Source organism: Streptomyces sp. JH34 (genome assembly GCF_029428875.1).
In the GTDB taxonomy this organism is placed as follows: domain Bacteria; phylum Actinomycetota; class Actinomycetes; order Streptomycetales; family Streptomycetaceae; genus Streptomyces.
In genome coordinates this window covers 4,408,979-4,429,428 of sequence record NZ_JAJSOO010000001.1, presented here as the reverse complement: position 1 = coordinate 4,429,428, position 20,450 = coordinate 4,408,979, and the positions used below count along the sequence as shown (strand labels likewise).

The window sequence follows — 20,450 nt, the reverse complement described above, 5'->3', positions numbered from 1 at the left end:
GGGCACCCGGCCACCCCTGTGGAAAACCCCTGTGGGCAACCGGAGGACACGCACCGACGGGCGGCCCCGTGCCCCGTGGAGGCCCCCACCGGGCGTCTCCACGGGGCAGCACGGGCCGCCCGTCGGTTCAGCCCGGGTAGACCAGCGAGGTGCCCCCCTTGAGGACCGTCTGCCAGTTGTCCCCCGGCGACAGCTTCACGATCCCGTCACCCTCGGTGTCCGCCATCAGCGGCAGCTGCTCGTCGTCCGCAGCGGCGACGGCCGTCACCTGGTTCACGCCCGGCAGGACCCCGGAGGACGAGGTGGAACCGTCCGCCTGCACATAGCGCACCTGCTGCACACTGCCCTCCTCCTTGCCCACCACCACGAGACGGCTGCGGCCCGACCAGGAAACAGCCGTCACATCGGCCAGCTGAGGTGCGGCCTGGCGCAGGTCCTCCACCGAGACTCGCTCGGCATCCCCCGAGCCGTCCCGCTCGACCCGGCCGATGTTCAGAGTCGTGTGCCCGTCCCTCGACACCCGCAGGGCGATCCGGACCCCGTCGGCCGACATCCGCAGGGACTCGATCCGGCCCCCGTTCAAGCCCGGCACCGAGACCTCCTGCGGATCACCGGCACCGTCCACCAGACGCAGCAGCCGGGGATCCGACGGATCGCGGTCGGCGACCCACAGGTCGCCCCCGCCGTCCCAGCTCGGTGCCGACAGCCGGTCCGCAGTCCGCTTCGCCCGGCTGGTCACCACGGGGGCAGCGGGCTCGCTCTCCTCGACCAGGGAGGACACGTAGAGGTGCGTCTGATCAGCAGAGACCGCGGCAGCCTTCTGCTCGTCCCGGGCCACGCCCACGGCGCCCATGGCCACCGTCCCGCTGCCCAGCGGACCGGTCACCGGCTCCGGAGCACCGCTGCCCTTGCTGCTTCCGGGGATCCGCTGCACATGCCCCTCGTCGTCGACGAAGTACTGGCTGGCGGGGCTCTGCGACTCGTGGTCCGAGGCGAACTCCTCGGCCTCATCGGTCCCCAGCGAACACAGCGGTCCGCGCTCCCCCTGCAGCTCCACCTGCCCCACCCGGGCGGACGTCAGGTCCCGAAGGGTGAAGAGCACCTGGGCGGCCATCATCCGGCAGGTGCTCTGCCCGGCCTTGTCGGCCTTCTTGTTGAGCGGCACCTTCAGCACGTTCTGGTCGTCCGGCGCCAGCGAGGTGACCCCGGCCTTCAGCGCCGTGCCTGTGGGGAAGCGCGAGTCCACCACCGGCCGCAGCCAGTCCGAAGGGCCTTCCAGCAGCGTCCGCACGGTCTGGGTGGCCGTGTCCATCCGCGTGACGGGATCCGTGCGGTTCCGCACGTAGACGGGGTCTGCGACCAGCGCGGACTCGTCGTCCGCCCGCCCGGCGGCGAAGTAGTACTTGTTCACGGACCGGTAGAGGCGCTTGAAGTCGGACTGCCCGAGCACCAGGCCGTCCGGCACGATGTCGATGCGCCATTCCTGCTTGCCGTCCGCCCCCTTCTCACGGACCAGATGAAGCATCTGGGAGTACTCCGACGGGGCGAGGGGCCGGTAGGAACTCTGCGCGTCGACCGCCGCCACCTGTTCGCCGGTCAGCGTGTAGGTGGTCTCGGTGGTCCTGCGCTCCTTGTCGTGGATCGTGGGCCCGTTGCGGTTGGGCGCCTTCGCGAGCACCGTGGTGCCCTCGGTCGGCTGCCAGGTGTGGGCAGCCTCCGCGGTCAGGTACTTGCGGGTGGTCCGGAAGTCGGGGTCGTCGCTGGTCATCGACTCCAGGAAGCCGTCGACGACCTCGATCGGCGAGGCGCCCTCCCTCGGAGCCACGGCGTACACCTGGACCTGTGAATCGCCCGGCTGCGAGGCGTCGACCGCCTTGACGTCGCCGGTGACCGGCATCGCTCCGCACCCGGCGAGCACCAGGACGCCGCAGCCCAGCAGCACGGACAACCGCACCGTCCGGCCGCGGCCGCCCCGTCGGCGGTCAGTGTCCACGAGTGGTGCCCTCCTGCTCCGGATCCTGTGTCCCGGGGTCGTTGCCCGTGTCCGCCCGGTCCACCGCGGGACGCGACACCACACGTGCCCCGTTGCCAGGCAGCGCCGCCGGATGGACCGACACCGGCGTCCGCGCCGCTGCCGGACCGTGTGCCGGCACACCCAGGTGGGAGCGTCCGGTGGAACCCGTCTGGTTCGGTACGGACATCAGCCTGTGCTCGTCCGCCGCCGGCACCGCCTGCTCACGCTCGCGGTTCTCACGGTTACGCCGGGAGTCCTCGGGCTCCAGCGGTATCGGCGACCCGCGCAGCGGCTCGTCCGCCGTCCTCGGCAGGGTCAGCCGGAACTGCGATCCCCCTCCGGGCTCGCCCCAGGCCTGCAGCCAGCCCCCGTGGAGACGGGCGTCCTCGACCGCGATCGACAGCCCCAGGCCTGTGCCGCCCGTGGTCCGGGCACGGGCCGGGTCCGCCCGCCAGAAGCGGTTGAAGACCCGGGTCGCCTCGCCCGGCTTGAGCCCCACGCCGTAGTCCCTGACCGCCACGGCCACGGCTCCCTGCGCGACACCCATACTCACGACGACGTCCCGGCCCTCGCCGTGTTCGACGGCGTTGACGACGAGATTGCGCAGGACCCGCTCGACACGGCGCGCGTCGGCCTCCGCGACCACGGGCTGTTCGTCACCCACCACACGGATCCGGGTGCCCTTGCGCTCCGCCAGCGGCTCGGCGCCGCCGATCACCCGCCGGACGACCGTGCGCAGATCTATCGGTTCGGCTTCCAGCGCCGCGGCCCCCGCGTCGAACCTGCTGATCTCCAGCAGATCGGAGAGGAGCGACTCGAAGCGGTCGAGCTGGTCACCCAGCAGCTCCGCGGAACGGGCCGTGACCGGGTCGAAGTCGACACGTGCCTCATGGATCACGTCGGCGGCCATCCGCACGGTCGTCAACGGGGTGCGAAGCTCATGGCTGACGTCCGAGACGAAACGCCGCTGCATGCGGGAGAGCTCCTCCAGCTGCTGGATCTTCAGCTGCAGGTTCTGCGCCATCTTGTTGAACGCCTCGCCGAGGCGCGCGATGTCGTCCTCACCTGTGACCTTCATCCGCTCCTGGAGCCGGCCGGCGGAAAGCCTCTCGGCGATCCCCGCCGCCATCCGTACGGGCGTGACGACCTGGCGCACCACGAACCAGGCGATGGCACCGAGCAGCACGACCACGAACAGACCGGCCGTGGCCAGCGTCGTCGTGACCAGGGTCAGGGACTTCTCCTCCTGCGTGAGCGGGAAGAGGTAGTACAGCTCGTACGGGTTGTGGTCGATGTCGTAGAGCCTCTTGCCGACGACCAGCCCGGGCTCCGGGTCCTTCCCGTACGAGTACCGGATCAGCGAGTACGTCTGGAAGGCGCCTGCACCCTTGCCGACGTCGTCCCGCAGCCTCTGGGGAATGCTCGACGCCTCCACGCTGCCCGAACCGCGGGGGGCGCGGCTCGTGGTGTCGTGGCCGACCGAGTCGGCGCTGAGCGCCACCACGTTGAACGCGTTCGTGCCACCACTGGCGAGCTGATCGACGAGCTCCGTGCGCCAGGAGGTGTTGGCCGTCATCCCGTCGGCGCTCTCCTCGCTCTGGTCCCCGGGGACCAGAGGCGCGTTCGCGTTCGTCTGCGCGGCCGCGAAACCGCCGGCCGCCTGTGTCTGCGCGGCCTTGCCCTTCGCCTCGAGCAGGCCGTTGCGGACCTGACCGATCACGACGAAGCCGAGGAGGAGCACCACGGCGATCGACATCAGCAGCGTTCCCGCCACGACACGCAGCTGGAGATTCCGCCGCCACAGCCGGACAGCCGGCAGCAGCGGCCCGCTGATCCACCGCATCAGCAGCCGCGGCACGGGCCCGCCGGGCGTCCGGTCACGGAACAACCGGCCACCCAGCGGGACCCTGCCGAAACGGGGAGTGCTCCGCGCCGGACCGGCAGCCCGCTCCGTACGGGCCCCGGGCACCCCGGGTGGCGGAGCAGCGCTGCCAAGGGTCATGTCAGCTCGGCCCGGCCTTGTAACCGACACCGCGGACGGTGACGACGATCTCCGGCCGCTCAGGGTCCTTCTCGACCTTCGAGCGAAGCCGCTGGACATGCACGTTCACCAGGCGGGTGTCGGCGGCGTGGCGGTAGCCCCACACCTGCTCGAGCAGCACCTCACGGGTGAAGACCTGCCACGGCTTGCGGGCGAGGGCGACCAGCAGGTCGAACTCCAGCGGGGTGAGGGCGATGGACTGCCCCTCCCGCTTCACCGAGTGACCCGCCACATCGATGACGAGGTCCCCGATCGCCAGCTGCTCGGGCGCGGGCTCCTCGGACCTCCGCAGACGTGCCCTGATCCGGGCGACCAACTCCTTCGGTTTGAACGGCTTGACGATGTAGTCGTCGGCCCCGGATTCCAGGCCCACCACCACATCCACCGTGTCGCTCTTGGCAGTGAGCATGACGATCGGCACTCCGGACTCGGCCCTGATCAGCCGGCAGACCTCGATGCCGTCCCTTCCGGGCAGCATGAGGTCAAGCAGCACCAGGTCCGGCTTGGCCTCACGAAATGCAGCCAGTGCCTTGTCACCGTCCGCTACGAACGACGGCTCGAAACCTTCTCCACGCAGCACGATGCCGAGCATCTCGGCCAGTGCGGTGTCGTCGTCGACGACAAGGACGCGTCCCTTCATAAACGACATCATCCCATTAGCTAATCGTTACCTGCGATGACCTGGCACACAGCTCTGCCAGTCCGACCCCCGTGACCGGGGAAATGACACCCTCCTCCGTGACGATCGCCGTGACCAGTTCGGGCGGCGTGATGTCGAATGCGGGGTTGTACGCCTTGGCTCCCGGTGGTGCGACGGCAGTGCCGCCACCCCCGCCTCCCACCGGCACACCCGGTTTCGGTGTGATCTCCGTCACCTCCGTCGCGGAGCGCTGCTCCACGACGATCGATGTACCGTCCACCGTCTCCAGATCCACCGTGGTCGTCGGCGCCACGACGAGGAACGGCACATGGTGGTACTTCGCGAGCACCGCCAGCGGATAGCTCCCGACCTTGTTGGCCACCGAGCCGTCGGCGGCGATGCGGTCCGCACCGATGAGTACGGCATCCACCTCCCCCGCCGCGAACAGGGAACCCGCGGCGTTGTCCGTGAGCAAGCTGTACGGCATCCCGTTGCGATCCGCCTCGTAGGCCGTCAGCCGGGCACCCTGGAGCAGCGGCCGTGTCTCGTCCACCCACAGCTGCCCCAGGCGTCCCTCCCGGTGCGCCCGGAGAGCCACCGCGAAGGCCGTCCCCGAACCGCCGGACACGAGGGCTCCGGTGTTGCAGTGGGTCAGCAACCGGTGTCCGCCTCCTTCCGGCAGGAGTTCCGCCAGCAGCTCCAGACCGTACTGCGCCATGCGCCCACTGGCCGCCGCGTCCTCGCGGTGCAGAGCCCGCGCCTCGGCGAGTGCCACCGCCGCGGAGGCCTCCCGGCCGACCCCGCTCTCCACAGCCGCCTGATACCCCCGGGCCACCCGACGTGCGCCGTACCCGAGGTTCACCGCGGTGGGCCGCGCCCGCTCCAGCAGCTCCGCGGCCAGTGCGACGTCCTCGCCCCGCACCGCGGCCAGTGCCACTCCGTACCCCCCGGCGATACCCAGCAGAGGCGCCCCGCGTACCGCAAGCGTCCGGATCGCCCGCACCAGCGACGGCACATCGGCACACACGAGCTCAGTCTCCTCGGCGGGCAGCCGCGTCTGGTCGAGGAGCACCACCGCGGGACCGTCCGGCGACTCGTCCCAGCGGAGTACGGAGAGGGCCGGAGGCTCGATACCCACCGGCGTTTGCGCGTCCTGATCAGCCATCTGCCCAGTCTGCCCGCTGAACCGCCCGCGCACGAAGGAGAGAAGGAGATACGACCCCCGACCCGCGCCGCACGGCCGCGTGGCACGATGGCTGGCAACCTGCCGCCCCGATGAGCGGGCAGGACTGTGAAGGAGCGACGATGAACGACTCTCCGGGCTGGGCTTCGCCCGGATCCGCCCCCTCCGACGGCCAGGAGACGGGCATCCCCAAACCCTCCTCGCCCGTTGACGGAAGCGGACAGTGGTCTCCCGCACAGCCGCCGCCGGGCCAGTGGTCCCCTCCGAGCGCCCCGGGCAGCGGGCCGGGCGCACCGCCACCGGCTCCCGGCTGGGGCGGCGTGCCCCAGGGCCCCGGCTGGGGCCGTCCGCCCATGGCCGCCAAGCCCGGCGTCATTCCGCTCCGCCCTCTGGGCGTCGGCGAGATCCTCGACGGCGCCGTGTCCACCATGCGCACCCACTGGCGCACGGTGCTCGGCATCAGCCTTACCGTCTCCGTGATCGCCGAGATCGCGATCATCCTTCTGCAGCGTTACCTCCTGCCCGAACAGGAATCCCTCGACCCGAACGCGACCGGCTCGGAGGCCATCCGTCAGGCCACCGACTCCGCACAGTCGCAGCTGATCAACAGCACCCCGGGCACGGTCATCGCGATGATCGCCACGCTCTTCACCACCTCGATCCTCACCGTCGTGATCAGCCGCTCCGTGCTGGGCCGTGGAGTGACGCTCTCCGAAGCGTGGTCCGAGGCCCGCCCCCGCCTCCTTCCACTGCTCGGACTCACCCTTCTGCTCAGCCTGATGAGCGCCGGGATCATGGCGGTGGGCCTGCTTCCGGGCCTCGCCCTGGGCAGCGGAGCGGGCGGGCTCGCCCTGACCTTCCTCGGCTTCCTCGCCTCCGTCCTCGTCGCGCTCTGGCTGATGATCCGCTTCACGCTGGCAGCGCCGGCCCTGATGCTGGAACGGCAGCCCGTACTCACCTCGCTCCGCCGGTCCGCCAAGCTGGTCAAGGGCAACTGGTGGCGGACCTTCGGCATCCTGGCCCTCACCTACCTGCTGGTCATCGTCCTGGCCCTGATCATCACGATCCCGTTCGGCATCATCGCGGTGACGCTGGACAGCGGCGGCCTGAGCGAGTTCCTCGACAACAACCCGACGAACTTCGGCTGGCCCTTCCTGATCGTCACGGGCATCGGTGAAGTGATCGTCTCGACGCTCGCCTACCCCTTCATGGCGGGTGTGATGGCACTGCTCTACGTCGACCAGCGCATCCGCCGCGAGGCACTCGACCTGGACCTCGCCCGGGCGGCGGGCGTGCCCGGTTACGACACCCCCAGGAGCTGATGCGGTGACGGGGGCAGGGGGAACCGCGGCGATACGGCTCATCCGGTCGGGCGAGGACATACCCGTGGACACCCCACGCGTCCCCGCCCGTGAGGCAGCGCGGGACGAACTGTCCGACCCGATGTACCACGAGCACGATCCGAACCTTCTCGAACGCGGCCTCGACCGCTTCTGGGACTGGATCGGCGATCTCTTCGCCGGGGCCGCCGGGGCCGCTCCCGGCGGCCCGCTCGGCCTCGTGGTGCTCGTCCTGGCCGTCGGCGGGCTGACGGCCGCGCTGTGGTGGCGGCTCGGCACACCGCGGCGCACCGCCCGCTCCCCGGAGACGCTCTTCGGCAGCACCACCCGCGGCGCGGCGGACCACCGCGCCGCAGCCTCCGCGCACGCCGAGGCCCACCTCTGGACCGAAGCCGTCCAGGAACGGATGCGCGCCCTCGTGCGCGCCCTGGAGGACCGGGCCGTACTCGACCCACGCCCCGGACGCACCGCGGACGAGGCAGCCGCCGAGGCCGGACAGGTGATGTCGGCGCACGCCGACCGTCTCCGCGCGGCCGCCCGGGTCTTCGACGACGTCACCTACGGCGGCCGCGCCGCGAACGAGGCCACGTACCTGACTCTTCGCACGCTCGACCTGGACCTCGAGGCGACCAAGCCGACACCCGCCGCAGGCACAGCCCGGGAGGACGCCGGATGACCGCCACCGCGGCCGATCCCACCACCGCGGAATCCCGCACTCCCCAGCAGGTCTGGCAACGCGTGCGAGGACTGCTGCTCGCCGTCCTCATCCTCGTCGTCGCCGGGGTCGCCCTCGCCGCCGTGCGCACCGGTGGTCAGCACGGCCGGCTCGATCCCCGCTCCGCAGACCCCTACGGCAGCCGGGCCGTCGCAGAACTCCTCAAGGACCGCGGCGTATCCGTCGACGTCGTCACCACCCTGGACGAGGCCACCGCGGCGGCAGACCCCGGCACGACCCTGCTCGTCACCGGCCCCAACATGCTGACCGCGCACCAGCAGCGGCTCCTCCACATCGCGACCTCCGGCTCCGCGGGCCGTACCGTCCTCGTCTCCCCCGCCGGCCCCTCCGTGGCCCGCCTCGCCCCCGGGGCACGCCCGGAAGCACACGGTCCTGTGACGGCACGCGCCCCACGCTGCGCGCTTCCCGCAGCCCGCGTCGCCGGAAGCGCCGACATGGGCGGGGTCCACTACGGGACGGACGAACGGGATGCCACCGCCTGCTATCCGGACGGCGGACTCGCCTCGCTGCTCGTCCTGCCGGAACAGGGAACCGAAACCGGCGACACCGTGCTGCTCGGATCCCCCGACATCCTCCACAACGACCGTCTCGACCAGCAGGGCAATGCCTCGCTGGCGCTGCAACTCCTCGGCTCCCGGCCGCATCTCGTCTGGTACCTCCCCTCGCTCGATGATCCTTCCGCAGCCGGAGGCCGGGACGGCGGCACCGACCGCCGGGACGGAACCGGTGGCGAAGAAGGCGGAGAGAGCGACTTCGTCGGCCTCATCCCTCAGGGGTGGCTCTGGGGCACCCTCCAACTCGCTCTGGCCGCCGTGCTCGCCGCCATCTGGCGCGGGCGCCGCTTCGGACCTCTGGTCACCGAACAGCTGCCTGTGGCTGTCAGGGCGTCCGAATCCACCGAGGGACGCGCACGCCTCTACCGGAAGTCCGACGCCCGCGACCATGCAGCCGCCGCACTGCGGTCCGCCACACGCATCCGCATCTCCTCCGTCCTCGGCATGTCCGCACGCGACGCCGACTCACCCGCCGCACTTCTTCCTGCCGTCGCCGCACGGCTCGGCACGCCTGGCAGCGACCCCGGCGTCCTTCTCTTCGGCCCGGCTCCTGCCGATGACGCAGCGCTAGTCCTTCTGACCGATCAACTCGACGCCCTCGAAAGAGAGATACGTACCTCATGAGCGCCCCGACACCGGAGACCGCCGAGCGTGCGGCAGCCGCCGATGCCCCTGTGGCCGACGCGAACTCCGACAGCGCCCGCGCATCCCTGGAAACTCTGCGTTCCGAGATCGCGAAGGCCGTGGTCGGCCAGGACCCGGCAGTCACCGGACTGGTCGTCGCGCTCCTGTGCCGGGGCCACGTGCTCCTGGAAGGCGTCCCCGGAGTCGCGAAAACTCTCCTCGTCCGCGCACTGGCCGCCTCCCTGGAACTCGACACCAAACGTGTCCAGTTCACCCCCGACCTGATGCCGAGTGATGTCACGGGCTCACTCGTCTACGACGCCCGCACGGCAGAGTTCTCCTTCCAGCCCGGGCCGGTGTTCACCAATCTCCTGCTCGCCGACGAGATCAACCGCACGCCTCCCAAGACCCAGTCGTCCCTGCTGGAGGCCATGGAGGAGCGTCAGGTCACCATCGACGGGTCACCTCGGCCGCTGCCCGACCCCTTCCTGGTCGCGGCCACGCAGAACCCTGTCGAGTACGAGGGCACCTACCCGCTGCCCGAAGCCCAGCTGGATCGCTTCCTTCTCAAGCTGACCGTCCCCCTGCCCTCGCGCGAGGACGAGATCAACGTGCTCACTCGCCACGCGAGCGGATTCAACCCCCGTGATCTGAAGGCAGCAGGCATTCGGCCTGTCGCAGGCCCGGCCGACCTCGAAGCTGCGCGAAACGCGGTAGCCAGGACTTCCGTCTCCCCCGAGATCGCCGCCTATGTAGTGGATATCTGCCGCGCCACGCGTGAATCCCCCTCACTCACCATGGGTGCCTCTCCCCGAGGCGCCACCGCACTGCTTTCCACCGCACGAGCTTGGGCCTGGCTCACGGGCCGGGACTATGTCACCCCGGACGATGTGAAAGCCCTTGCTCTTCCCACGCTCCGTCATCGCATACAGCTGCGAGCTGAAGCGGAGATGGAAGGAGTCACTGCAGACTCCGTCATCACTGCTGTTCTCGCCCACGTCCCCGTCCCCCGGTGAGGCGGTGACCATGGCCCTCACCGGACGGGCCGCCTTGGTGGCGGCTCTGGGGTCACTCCCCGTAGGCATTCTGGCCCCGAGCTGGACGGGCATGCTCGCGGTCAATGTCCCGCTGTCATTGGCAATTCTGTGCGACTACGCCCTGGCCGCGCCAGTGCGTAGCCTGCGGTTCACCCGAACCGGTGATACATCCGTTCGACTCGGTGACACCGCATCCGTGCAACTCACCGTGACCAACCCGTCCAGACGCAGGCTCCGCGTCCACCTACGAGACGCCTGGCCACCCAGCAGTTGGACGTCGGAGACCGAACAGGCCTCGTCCAGGCACCGGTTCGACCTGTCCGGCGGGGAGCGCAGACGCCTCACGACACTCCTCCGTCCGTCGCGTCGGGGAGACCGCCAAGCGGACCGCGTCACCGTCCGGTCGTACGGCCCCCTCGGTCTCGCGGCCCGTCAGGGGTACCACCGTGTCCCCTGGACGGTCCGGGTCCTGCCCCCGTTCACCAGCCGAAAGCACCTGCCGTCACGGCTCGCCCGGCTGCGTGACCTGGACGGCCGAACCAGTGTGCTCACCCGCGGCGAAGGCACGGAATTCGACAGCTTGCGCGCCTACGTACCGGGGGACGACACCCGCTCCATCGACTGGCGTGCCACCGCGCGCCAGTCCGCTGTCGCTGTCCGCACCTGGCGCCCCGAACGCGATCGCCACATCCTCGTAGTACTGGACACCGGGCGTACATCAGCGGGCCGGGTCGGCGATGTGCCGCGACTCGACGCCGCCATGGATGCCACCCTGCTTCTCACGGCTCTCGCGACCCGCGCCGGCGACCGTGTGAACCTGATCGCCTACGACCGGCGTCTCCGAGCCCAGGTGCAGGGCAGGACGGCGGCAGGAAACGTCCTGTCGACGCTGGTCGCTGCCCTGGCCACTCTGGAGCCCGAGCTGGTGGAGACCGACGCGCGAGGTCTTGCCACAGCCGCCCTGGCCAACGCCCCTGGCGGTTCCCTGATCGTCCTGCTCACCGGTCTGGATGCCGCGCCCGTAGAAGAGGGCCTGCTGCCGGTCCTCCCGCAACTCACCCGGCGCCACACCGTACTGGTCGCGGCTGTCGCGGACCCACACGTGGAGGTAATGACCCAGGCACGGGGCACGGTGGACGCGGTCTACGAGGCGGCGGCCGCCACTCAAGCGCAGATTCAGCGCCGTCGCACAGCGGACCAGCTTCGACGTCATGGCGTCACGGTCGTCGATGCCTCACCCCAGAGCCTGGCCCCTGCACTGGCCGACGCCTACCTCGCGCTGAAGGCAGCTGGCCGGCTGTAGATGTCCGTCGGACCGTGACCGGGGCCTTGCGCGCACCGGTCCCGCGCTCCTCCGCTTCGAGGGGGGCCGCAGTCCCGCGCCGGCTGTCCGGGAGACGAGGGCGTTTCAAGGCGTCGACATGGTTCGTGTGCCCGGCTCGGCCGGGGTGCTGTCAGCACCGGATCGAGGGCCGGCCACGGATGCGCCACGCGATCCGCGCTGCTGAACCCGCGTGGCTCCTCGCCTGCCCAGGGAATCGGATCAATCGGATCACATCTCCCGTGAACGCAGAAAAGCCCCGTGCCACAAAGGCACGGGGCTTTCCCGGAATAATTGTTCGGCGGCGTCCTACTCTCCCACAGGGTCCCCCCTGCAGTACCATCGGCGCTGAAAGGCTTAGCTTCCGGGTTCGGAATGTAACCGGGCGTTTCCCTAACGCAATGACCACCGAAACACTATGAAATTAACCAACACCGGGCAAAAACACGGCCGTTCGTTATTTCAGAACTAACACAGTGGACGCGAGCAACTGAGGACAAGCCCTCGGCCTATTAGTACCAGTCAGCTCCACCCGTTACCGGGCTTCCACATCTGGCCTATCAACCCAGTCGTCTACTGGGAGCCTTAACCACTCAAGGTGGTGGGAATACTCATCTCGAAGCAGGCTTCCCGCTTAGATGCTTTCAGCGGTTATCCTTTCCGAACGTAGCCAACCAGCCATGCCCTTGGCAGGACAACTGGCACACCAGAGGTTCGTCCGTCCCGGTCCTCTCGTACTAGGGACAGCCCTTCTCAATATTCCTACGCGCACAGCGGATAGGGACCGAACTGTCTCACGACGTTCTAAACCCAGCTCGCGTACCGCTTTAATGGGCGAACAGCCCAACCCTTGGGACCGACTCCAGCCCCAGGATGCGACGAGCCGACATCGAGGTGCCAAACCATCCCGTCGATATGGACTCTTGGGGAAGATCAGCCTGTTATCCCCGGGGTACCTTTTATCCGTTGAGCGACAGCGCTTCCACAAGCCACTGCCGGATCACTAGTCCCGACTTTCGTCCCTGCTCGACCCGTCGGTCTCACAGTCAAGCTCCCTTGTGCACTTACACTCAACACCTGATTGCCAACCAGGCTGAGGGAACCTTTGGGCGCCTCCGTTACTCTTTAGGAGGCAACCGCCCCAGTTAAACTACCCATCAGACACTGTCCCTGATCCGGATCACGGACCCAGGTTAGACATCCAGCACGACCAGAGTGGTATTTCAACGGCGACTCCACAACCACTGGCGTGGCTGCTTCAAAGTCTCCCACCTATCCTACACAAGCCGAACCGAACACCAATATCAAACTATAGTAAAGGTCCCGGGGTCTTTCCGTCCTGCTGCGCGAAACGAGCATCTTTACTCGTAGTGCAATTTCACCGGGCCTATGGTTGAGACAGTCGAGAAGTCGTTACGCCATTCGTGCAGGTCGGAACTTACCCGACAAGGAATTTCGCTACCTTAGGATGGTTATAGTTACCACCGCCGTTTACTGGCGCTTAAGTTCTCAGCTTCGCCGACCCGAAAGTCAGCTAACCGGTCCCCTTAACGTTCCAGCACCGGGCAGGCGTCAGTCCGTATACATCGCCTTACGGCTTCGCACGGACCTGTGTTTTTAGTAAACAGTCGCTTCTCGCTGGTCTCTGCGGCCACCCCCAGCTCAGGAAGCAAGTTCCCTCACCAGTGATGGCCCCCCTTCTCCCGAAGTTACGGGGGCATTTTGCCGAGTTCCTTAACCATAGTTCACCCGAACGCCTCGGTATTCTCTACCTGACTACCTGAGTCGGTTTAGGGTACGGGCCGCCATGAAACTCGCTAGAGGCTTTTCTCGACAGCATAGGATCATCCACTTCACCACAATCGGCTCGGCATCAGGTCTCAGACTTATATGCACGACGGATTTGCCTACCGTGCGTCCTACACCCTTACCCCGGGACAACCACCGCCCGGGCTGGACTACCTTCCTGCGTCACCCCATCGCTTACCTAGTACAAGTCTGGTTCGTCGGCTCCACCACTACCCTCAACTCCGAAGAGATCGGGCCGGCTTCACGGACTTAGCATCGCCTGATTCAGTATTGGGCGTTTCAAAGCGGGTACCGGAATATCAACCGGTTGTCCATCGACTACGCCTGTCGGCCTCGCCTTAGGTCCCGACTTACCCTGGGCAGATCAGCTTGACCCAGGAACCCTTAGTCAATCGGCGCACACGTTTCTCACGTGTGTATCGCTACTCATGCCTGCATTCTCACTCGTGAACCGTCCACAACTCGCTTCCGCGGCTGCTTCACCCGGCACACGACGCTCCCCTACCCATCCACACAGGCGTTGGCCCTATATGTGTGAATGACACGACTTCGGCGGTACGCTTGAGCCCCGCTACATTGTCGGCGCGGAATCACTTGACCAGTGAGCTATTACGCACTCTTTCAAGGGTGGCTGCTTCTAAGCCAACCTCCTGGTTGTCTCTGCGACTCCACATCCTTTCCCACTTAGCGTACGCTTAGGGGCCTTAGTCGATGCTCTGGGCTGTTTCCCTCTCGACCATGGAGCTTATCCCCCACAGTCTCACTGCCGCGCTCTCACTTACCGGCATTCGGAGTTTGGCTAAGGTCAGTAACCCGGTAGGGCCCATCGCCTATCCAGTGCTCTACCTCCGGCAAGAAACACACGACGCTGCACCTAAATGCATTTCGGGGAGAACCAGCTATCACGGAGTTTGATTGGCCTTTCACCCCTAACCACAGGTCATCCCCCAGGTTTTCAACCCTGGTGGGTTCGGTCCTCCACGAAGTCTTACCTCCGCTTCAACCTGCCCATGGCTAGATCACTCCGCTTCGGGTCTAGAGCGTGCAACTCAATCGCCCTATTCGGACTCGCTTTCGCTACGGCTTCCCCACACGGGTTAACCTCGCTACACACCGCTAACTCGCAGGCTCATTCTTCAAAAGGCACGCAGTCACGACTGTTGCTCCGAAGAACAACAGCGACGCTCCCACGGCTTGTAGGCACACGGTTTCAGGTACTATTTCACTCCGCTCCCGCGGTACTTTTCACCATTCCCTCACGGTACTATCCGCTATCGGTCACCAGGGAATATTTAGGCTTAGCGGGTGGTCCCGCCAGATTCACACGGGATTTCTCGGGCCCCGTGCTACTTGGGTGTCTCTCAAACGAGCCGTTGATGTTTCAGCTACGGGGGTCTTACCCTCTACGCCGGACCTTTCGCATGTCCTTCGCCTACATCAACGGTTTCTGACTCGCCTCACAGCCGGCAGACTGTGAAAAAGAGATCCCACAACCCCGCATGCGCAACCCCTGCCGGGTATCACACGCATACGGTTTGGCCTGATCCAGTTTCGCTCGCCACTACTCCCGGAATCACGGTTGTTTTCTCTTCCTGAGGGTACTGAGATGTTTCACTTCCCCTCGTTCCCTCCACACTGCCTATGTGTTCAGCAGCGGGTGACAGCCCATGACGGCTGCCGGGTTTCCCCATTCGGAAACCCCCGGATCAAAGCTTGGTTGACAGCTCCCCGGGGACTATCGTGGCCTCCCACGTCCTTCATCGGTTCCTGGTGCCAAGGCATCCACCGTGCGCCCTTAAAAACTTGGCCACAGATGCTCGCGTCCACTGTGCAGTTCTCAAACAACGACCAGCCACCCATCACCCCACCCTTACAGGTGAGTGCACTGGGGCCGGCAACCGAAGGCGACCATAACCGGCCGTACCTTCAGATACCCAACAGCGTGCCCGACCCGATCAACCCAATCCTGTGTTCCACGCCGAAGCAGTACTAACAAAACCGTGCTCATCGTGCCGAATAGTCAACGTTCCACCCTTGAGCAACCACCGTCGAACATTTGCCGACGAAATGGCCTCTGGACTCCCCGAAGAGAATCTAGATGCTCCTTAGAAAGGAGGTGATCCAGCCGCACCTTCCGGTACGGCTACCTTGTTACGACTTCGTCCCAATCGCCAGTCCCACCTTCGACAGCTCCCTCCCACAAGGGGTTGGGCCACCGGCTTCGGGTGTTACCGACTTTCGTGACGTGACGGGCGGTGTGTACAAGGCCCGGGAACGTATTCACCGCAGCAATGCTGATCTGCGATTACTAGCAACTCCGACTTCATGGGGTCGAGTTGCAGACCCCAATCCGAACTGAGACCGGCTTTTTGAGATTCGCTCCGCCTCGCGGCATCGCAGCTCATTGTACCGGCCATTGTAGCACGTGTGCAGCCCAAGACATAAGGGGCATGATGACTTGACGTCGTCCCCACCTTCCTCCGAGTTGACCCCGGCAGTCTCCTGTGAGTCCCCATCACCCCGAAGGGCATGCTGGCAACACAGAACAAGGGTTGCGCTCGTTGCGGGACTTAACCCAACATCTCACGACACGAGCTGACGACAGCCATGCACCACCTGTATACCGACCACAAGGGGGGCACCATCTCTGATGCTTTCCGGTATATGTCAAGCCTTGGTAAGGTTCTTCGCGTTGCGTCGAATTAAGCCACATGCTCCGCTGCTTGTGCGGGCCCCCGTCAATTCCTTTGAGTTTTAGCCTTGCGGCCGTACTCCCCAGGCGGGGAACTTAATGCGTTAGCTGCGGCACCGACGACGTGGAATGTCGCCAACACCTAGTTCCCAACGTTTACGGCGTGGACTACCAGGGTATCTAATCCTGTTCGCTCCCCACGCTTTCGCTCCTCAGCGTCAGTAATGGCCCAGAGATCCGCCTTCGCCACCGGTGTTCCTCCTGATATCTGCGCATTTCACCGCTACACCAGGAATTCCGATCTCCCCTACCACACTCTAGCTAGCCCGTATCGAATGCAGACTCGGGGTTAAGCCCCGAGCTTTCACATCCGACGTGACAAGCCGCCTACGAGCTCTTTACGCCCAATAATTCCGGACAACGCTCGCACCCTACGTATTACCGCGGCTGCTGGCACGTAGTTAGCCGGTGCTTCTTCTGCAGGTACCGTCACTTGCGCTTCTTCCCTGCTGAAAGAGGTTTACAACCCGAAGGCCGTCATCCCTCACGCGGCGTCGCTGCATCAGGCTTTCGCCCATTGTGCAATATTCCCCACTGCTGCCTCCCGTAGGAGTCTGGGCCGTGTCTCAGTCCCAGTGTGGCCGGTCGCCCTCTCAGGCCGGCTACCCGTCGTCGCCTTGGTAGGCCATTACCCCACCAACAAGCTGATAGGCCGCGGGCTCATCCTTCACCGCCGGAGCTTTTAACCCCGCCCCATGAGGGACAGAGTGTTATCCGGTATTAGACCCCGTTTCCAGGGCTTGTCCCAGAGTGAAGGGCAGATTGCCCACGTGTTACTCACCCGTTCGCCACTAATCCACCCCGAAGGGCTTCATCGTTCGACTTGCATGTGTTAAGCACGCCGCCAGCGTTCGTCCTGAGCCAGGATCAAACTCTCCGTGAATGTTTTCCCGTAATCGGGATCACAACACGAGAGCGGAACAACCAGGTCGGAATATGACCGGTTGTTCACAGCGTCCTCGCTGTTGTTGCCTACCCGACCCGAAGATCGTGCAGGACTTTTCAAAGGAACCACCAACCTGCGTGATGCAGGCCGGGGTATCAACATATCTGGCGTTGACTTTTGGCACGCTGTTGAGTTCTCAAGGAACGGACGCTTCCTTCGGTCCCGTTTCACCGGGGCCCTCCGGGCGCTTCCCTTCGTTCTTGCGTTTCCGACTCTATCAGACTCTTTCGTGTCCGATTCCCGGTCGAAGCGGGTTACTGCTTGGCGGTTGATTTACCACCGTGCTTTCCAGTTCTTCGCTTTCGCGTTTCCCTTTCCGGCGAGTCCGACTTTACCAGACTCTTTTCCGTTCCGTTTCCGGTCCGGATTTAGATTCCAGCGGCCTTTGGAGTGGCCTTTGCCTTTCGGCTGACTCGACTTTATCAGAAGCATTTCGGCCGAAGCGAATCCGGCTGTCTGCTCGAAAGAGAAGAATCGATCGGCTCGGCGAAGATCACGTCCTCTGCACGAGCGAGTTGAACTTTAGACGTTCCCGTGCGAGCTGTCCAGCTCGTTGGAACCGTTAAAATCTACCTCCCCACGCGGACTGTGTCAACAGTTTTTGTGGGCGACCAGGAGACTAGCAGGTCAGCGCCCTCTGACGCACATCGGCTCTCAGGCAGCGGCGGGAAGTTCCGCGCTTCGCCCCTCGGCTTCGAGGTCTCCGGTGTCCCCTGCCCTGGCGGCCCGGCCTCCGAGGACGTAGACGTAGGCAAGAAATGCCAGCTCAGCCGCTATCCCGATGGTGATGCGCGCCCAGGTGGGAAGGTCCGAGGGCGTCACGAAGCCTTCGATGACGCCGGAGACGAACAGGACCAGCGCCAGACCGATGGCCATACCTAGCGCTGCTCGGCCCTGCTGAGCCAGCGCCGAGCGCCGGGTCCGTGGGCCCGGGTCGATGACCGTCCAGCCCAGCCGGAGGCCTGTTCCCGCTGCGACGAAGACGGCGGTGAGTTCGAGCAGTCCGTGCGGTAGTACGAGCCCGAGGAAGGTGTCCAGGCGGCCGGCGGAGGACATCAACCCGATCCCGACGGCCAGGTTGAGTACGTTGACGAAGAGGATCCAGATGACCGGTACGCAGAGGAACGCGCCCAGCACCAGGCACATGGCTGCCGCCTGGGCGTTGTTCGTCCAGACCTGCGCGGCGAAGGACGCTGCCGGGTGGCTGGAGTAGTACGTCTCGTACTCACCTCCTGGCCGGGTCAGGGCGCGCAGGTCCTCGGGGGCGGCGATCGATGCCTGGACCTCAGGATGCGTGCCGATCCACCAGCCGAGGACGGCCGCCAGCAGGGTGGAGAGCACGGCCGTGGGTATCCACCAGTGCCGCGAACGGTAGACCGCCGCAGGGAAGCCGGCGGTCAGGAACTGGGCGGCGTCACGCCAGGAGGCACGGCGCGTGCCCGTCACCGTGGAGCGCGCACGGGCCACGAGCTGGGTGAGGCGGGCGGTCAGCACGGGGTCCGGCGTGCTGGACCGGATCAAGGACAGGTGTGTGGCTGTGCGCTGGTACAGGGCGACGAGTTCGTCCGCCTCCTCACCGGTCAAGCGCCGTCCTCGGTGCAGAAGATGGTCCAGGCGGTCCCACTCGATGCGGTGGGTGGTCACGAAGACGTCGAGATCCATGGTCGGCTGCTGCTCCAGGCATGGTGCGTACGGGTCCGTACTACGGCGGTGCGCTGCGGGTCAGCTTGGCAGACTGTGCCTTCGAGGGGCAGTGAAGGGCGGCGAGGGGTGGGTGGCGATGGATGAGCTCGTGACCGGGGACGCGGTCGTACTGGGGTTGCAGCCGGCGAGGCTGCCCAGCCGGGCGTTGGCGATCGCCATCGACCTCGCGGTACTTCTGGCTGTCTTCGTACTGATTTCCATCGGTCTTGCCGTGGCGGCCGCGACGCTCGACGAGGCGGCCGCTGCCGCGATCGCCGTCGCCTCGTTCCTTCTTGTGCTGGTAGGCGGGCCGATCGCTGTCGAGACGCTCAGCCACGGCCGTTCGCTCGGAAAGCTGGCATGCGGGCTCCGCGTGGTGCGGGACGACGGCGGCCCGATCCGCTTCCGTCACGCACTCGTGCGGGGAGCGATGGGAGTGGTCGAGATCCTGGGCACGTTCGGCGTGGTGGGCTGTGTCGCCTCACTGGTCTCCGCCCGTGGCCGGCGGCTCGGTGACGTGTTCGCCGGCACGCTCGTCGTGCGTGAGCGGGTGCCGGCCGGGCGTGCTGCGGCCGCGCCCCCGCCCCCGCCCTGGCTCGTGGGACGCTTCGCCCAGTTGGACCTCTCGGGTGTCCCGGACGGTCTGTGGCTGGCGATACGGCAGTACTTGACGCGGATGAACCAGCTGGATGCGACGGTGCGGGGAGTCATGGCCGAACGGCTCTCCGCGGACCTCGCGGCGTGCACCGGCGCTCCGGCGCCTCAGGAGGTGCCTGCGGCTGCCTACCTGGCGGCCGTGGTGCACGAGCGCCAGGTGCGCGACGTCCGGCGGGTGACCGCGGCCGTGGGCCGGGGCAGCCGCCCCTCGGCACCCTGGCCCGCACCCGTGCGCCGGGAGGTCGTCGCCGACCGTCCGACAGAGCTGCGGAAGCCGGATCCCGGCCTGCCGACGGCGGCCGCCCCGGGCGGGAGTCGGGCCGAGGTGCAGGCCGCCACCGGGTTCGCACCACCGGCCTGAGCGTGAGCACGGGCTCCGGACCGGCTGAGCGTGACCCGGGATGCTGAGCGTGCCCCGGCCTGAGTGGCACCGGCTGAGCCACCGGGCGGCCCGGCCCCGCCGTCCTTGTCGCTGCTAGGCGCCGTCCGTCGCCCGGGGCATGGCCGAGGGCGGGGATTCGAGGTGCTCGAGTTCGATGCCCGGAGCCGCCAGCACCACGTCACCCGCGATGTGCACGGCGTGCTGTTCTCCGGTGTCCAGCGCGTTGACCTGGTACTCGTCCACGATCAGAGGACCGTTGTCAGTGGCGTGCGCTTCACTGTTCAGCAGCGACCAGGACTGGTCGACGGTGCGGGGGGCGAGAACCGGGTCCGTGAAGGTGACCACACGGACGCGGGTCGAGGGGGAATCGGGGGTGAGGCGCAGGAGCCGGGCGGTGGCGACCAGAAAGGCGGGGGACGTGCCGGAGAAGGTGTGGGCGCGGACATTGCCTTCGGTGGCGTGAGCTCCGGTCGGGTCGTTACGTACCCAGGTGACCCCGTCGAGGGCGGCGCCGCGGACCTGCCAGCTGGCGGCGTGCAGTTCGAGGCGGATGGGGCGGCCGAGTTCGTCCAGCGCCAGATCGACGGATCCCAGGTGGGCGCCCGAGGGCCCGGTCGTCTGGGAGACATAGCGCCAGCCGGAGGGGCCGGGCGCGCAGTGGAAGTGTTCTTCGCCGAGGGGGGTGTGGTCGTGGACATCGTGGAGCGAATAACGGCCGCGGGGCATGGGGT

At 66.6% G+C, this 20,450-nt stretch carries 12 protein-coding genes and 3 rRNA genes; 6 read left to right on the top strand and 9 right to left on the bottom strand.

Annotation, left to right across the window (positions count from 1 at the left end):
* Nucleotides 1-127: 127 nt before the first annotated feature.
* From LWJ43_RS19800 to mtnA, 4 genes are read right to left on the bottom strand one after another with little or no spacing between them, the layout of a single operon-like run.
* Nucleotides 128-1,993, bottom strand: a complete 1,866-nt coding sequence (locus LWJ43_RS19800; RefSeq protein WP_277333558.1) for an LpqB family beta-propeller domain-containing protein — start codon at nucleotides 1,991-1,993, stop codon at nucleotides 128-130.
* Entirely contained in the window at nucleotides 1,983-4,016 is a 2,034-nt protein-coding gene (mtrB, locus tag LWJ43_RS19795; protein ID WP_277333557.1) for an MtrAB system histidine kinase MtrB, read from the bottom strand. The genes LWJ43_RS19800 and mtrB overlap by 11 nt, the downstream gene beginning before the upstream one ends.
* 1 nt (nucleotide 4,017) lies before the next feature.
* Nucleotides 4,018-4,707, bottom strand: a complete 690-nt coding sequence (gene mtrA, locus LWJ43_RS19790; protein WP_187281934.1) for a two-component system response regulator MtrA — start codon at nucleotides 4,705-4,707, stop codon at nucleotides 4,018-4,020.
* Nucleotides 4,708-4,711: 4 nt separating this feature from the next.
* Nucleotides 4,712-5,860, bottom strand: coding sequence for an S-methyl-5-thioribose-1-phosphate isomerase (gene mtnA / locus LWJ43_RS19785; RefSeq protein WP_277333556.1), 1,149 nt, complete (start codon nucleotides 5,858-5,860; stop codon nucleotides 4,712-4,714).
* 140 nt (nucleotides 5,861-6,000) lie between these two features.
* On the opposite strand from mtnA, the gene LWJ43_RS19780 reads away from it, so the two are divergent.
* Genes LWJ43_RS19780 through LWJ43_RS19760 form a run of 5 tightly spaced genes read left to right on the top strand, consistent with a single transcriptional unit; the run spans nucleotide 6,001 to nucleotide 11,472 of the window.
* Nucleotides 6,001-7,200: a glycerophosphoryl diester phosphodiesterase membrane domain-containing protein gene (locus tag LWJ43_RS19780; protein ID WP_277333555.1), complete on the top strand. Its 1,200-nt coding sequence runs from the start codon at nucleotides 6,001-6,003 to the stop codon at nucleotides 7,198-7,200.
* A gap of 4 nt (nucleotides 7,201-7,204) precedes the next feature.
* On the top strand, nucleotides 7,205-7,894 hold the full coding sequence (locus tag LWJ43_RS19775) for a DUF4129 domain-containing protein (RefSeq protein WP_277333554.1): 690 nt from the start codon (nucleotides 7,205-7,207) through the stop codon (nucleotides 7,892-7,894).
* Complete coding sequence (locus tag LWJ43_RS19770; protein ID WP_277333553.1) at nucleotides 7,891-9,132, top strand: DUF4350 domain-containing protein; 1,242 nt, start codon at nucleotides 7,891-7,893, stop codon at nucleotides 9,130-9,132. The genes LWJ43_RS19775 and LWJ43_RS19770 overlap by 4 nt, the downstream gene beginning before the upstream one ends.
* Nucleotides 9,129-10,148 carry an AAA family ATPase gene (locus LWJ43_RS19765; RefSeq protein ID WP_277333552.1) on the top strand — a complete coding sequence of 340 codons (1,020 nt, stop codon included), beginning with the start codon at nucleotides 9,129-9,131 and terminating at the stop codon, nucleotides 10,146-10,148. The genes LWJ43_RS19770 and LWJ43_RS19765 overlap by 4 nt, the downstream gene beginning before the upstream one ends.
* 10 nt (nucleotides 10,149-10,158) lie before the next feature.
* Complete coding sequence (locus LWJ43_RS19760; protein ID WP_277333551.1) at nucleotides 10,159-11,472, top strand: DUF58 domain-containing protein; 1,314 nt, start codon at nucleotides 10,159-10,161, stop codon at nucleotides 11,470-11,472.
* Nucleotides 11,473-11,786: 314 nt separating this feature from the next.
* Here LWJ43_RS19760 and rrf read toward each other — a convergent pair.
* The 4 genes from rrf to LWJ43_RS19740 all read right to left on the bottom strand — a co-directional run bounded on the left by rrf (nucleotide 11,787) and on the right by LWJ43_RS19740 (nucleotide 18,659).
* Nucleotides 11,787-11,903, bottom strand: a 5S ribosomal RNA gene (rrf, locus tag LWJ43_RS19755).
* A 79-nt stretch (nucleotides 11,904-11,982) separates the two neighbouring features.
* Nucleotides 11,983-15,108, bottom strand: a 23S ribosomal RNA gene (locus LWJ43_RS19750).
* Nucleotides 15,109-15,408: 300 nt separating this feature from the next.
* A 16S ribosomal RNA gene (locus LWJ43_RS19745) occupies nucleotides 15,409-16,934 on the bottom strand.
* Together the 16S, 23S and 5S rRNA genes form the textbook arrangement of a ribosomal RNA operon.
* A 717-nt stretch (nucleotides 16,935-17,651) precedes the next feature.
* On the bottom strand, nucleotides 17,652-18,659 hold the full coding sequence (locus LWJ43_RS19740; protein WP_277333550.1) for a stage II sporulation protein M: 1,008 nt from the start codon (nucleotides 18,657-18,659) through the stop codon (nucleotides 17,652-17,654).
* A 118-nt stretch (nucleotides 18,660-18,777) separates the two neighbouring features.
* Here LWJ43_RS19740 and LWJ43_RS19735 point away from each other — a divergent pair, with 118 nt between their 5' ends.
* On the top strand, nucleotides 18,778-19,698 hold the full coding sequence (locus LWJ43_RS19735) for an RDD family protein (protein WP_277333549.1): 921 nt from the start codon (nucleotides 18,778-18,780) through the stop codon (nucleotides 19,696-19,698).
* A 114-nt stretch (nucleotides 19,699-19,812) separates the two neighbouring features.
* On the opposite strand, the gene LWJ43_RS19730 is transcribed toward LWJ43_RS19735, so the two are convergent.
* Nucleotides 19,813-20,445 (bottom strand): hypothetical protein, encoded by a 633-nt coding sequence (locus LWJ43_RS19730; protein ID WP_277333548.1) that lies wholly within the window; start codon nucleotides 20,443-20,445, stop codon nucleotides 19,813-19,815.
* Between the last annotated feature and the right edge of the window lie 5 nt (nucleotides 20,446-20,450).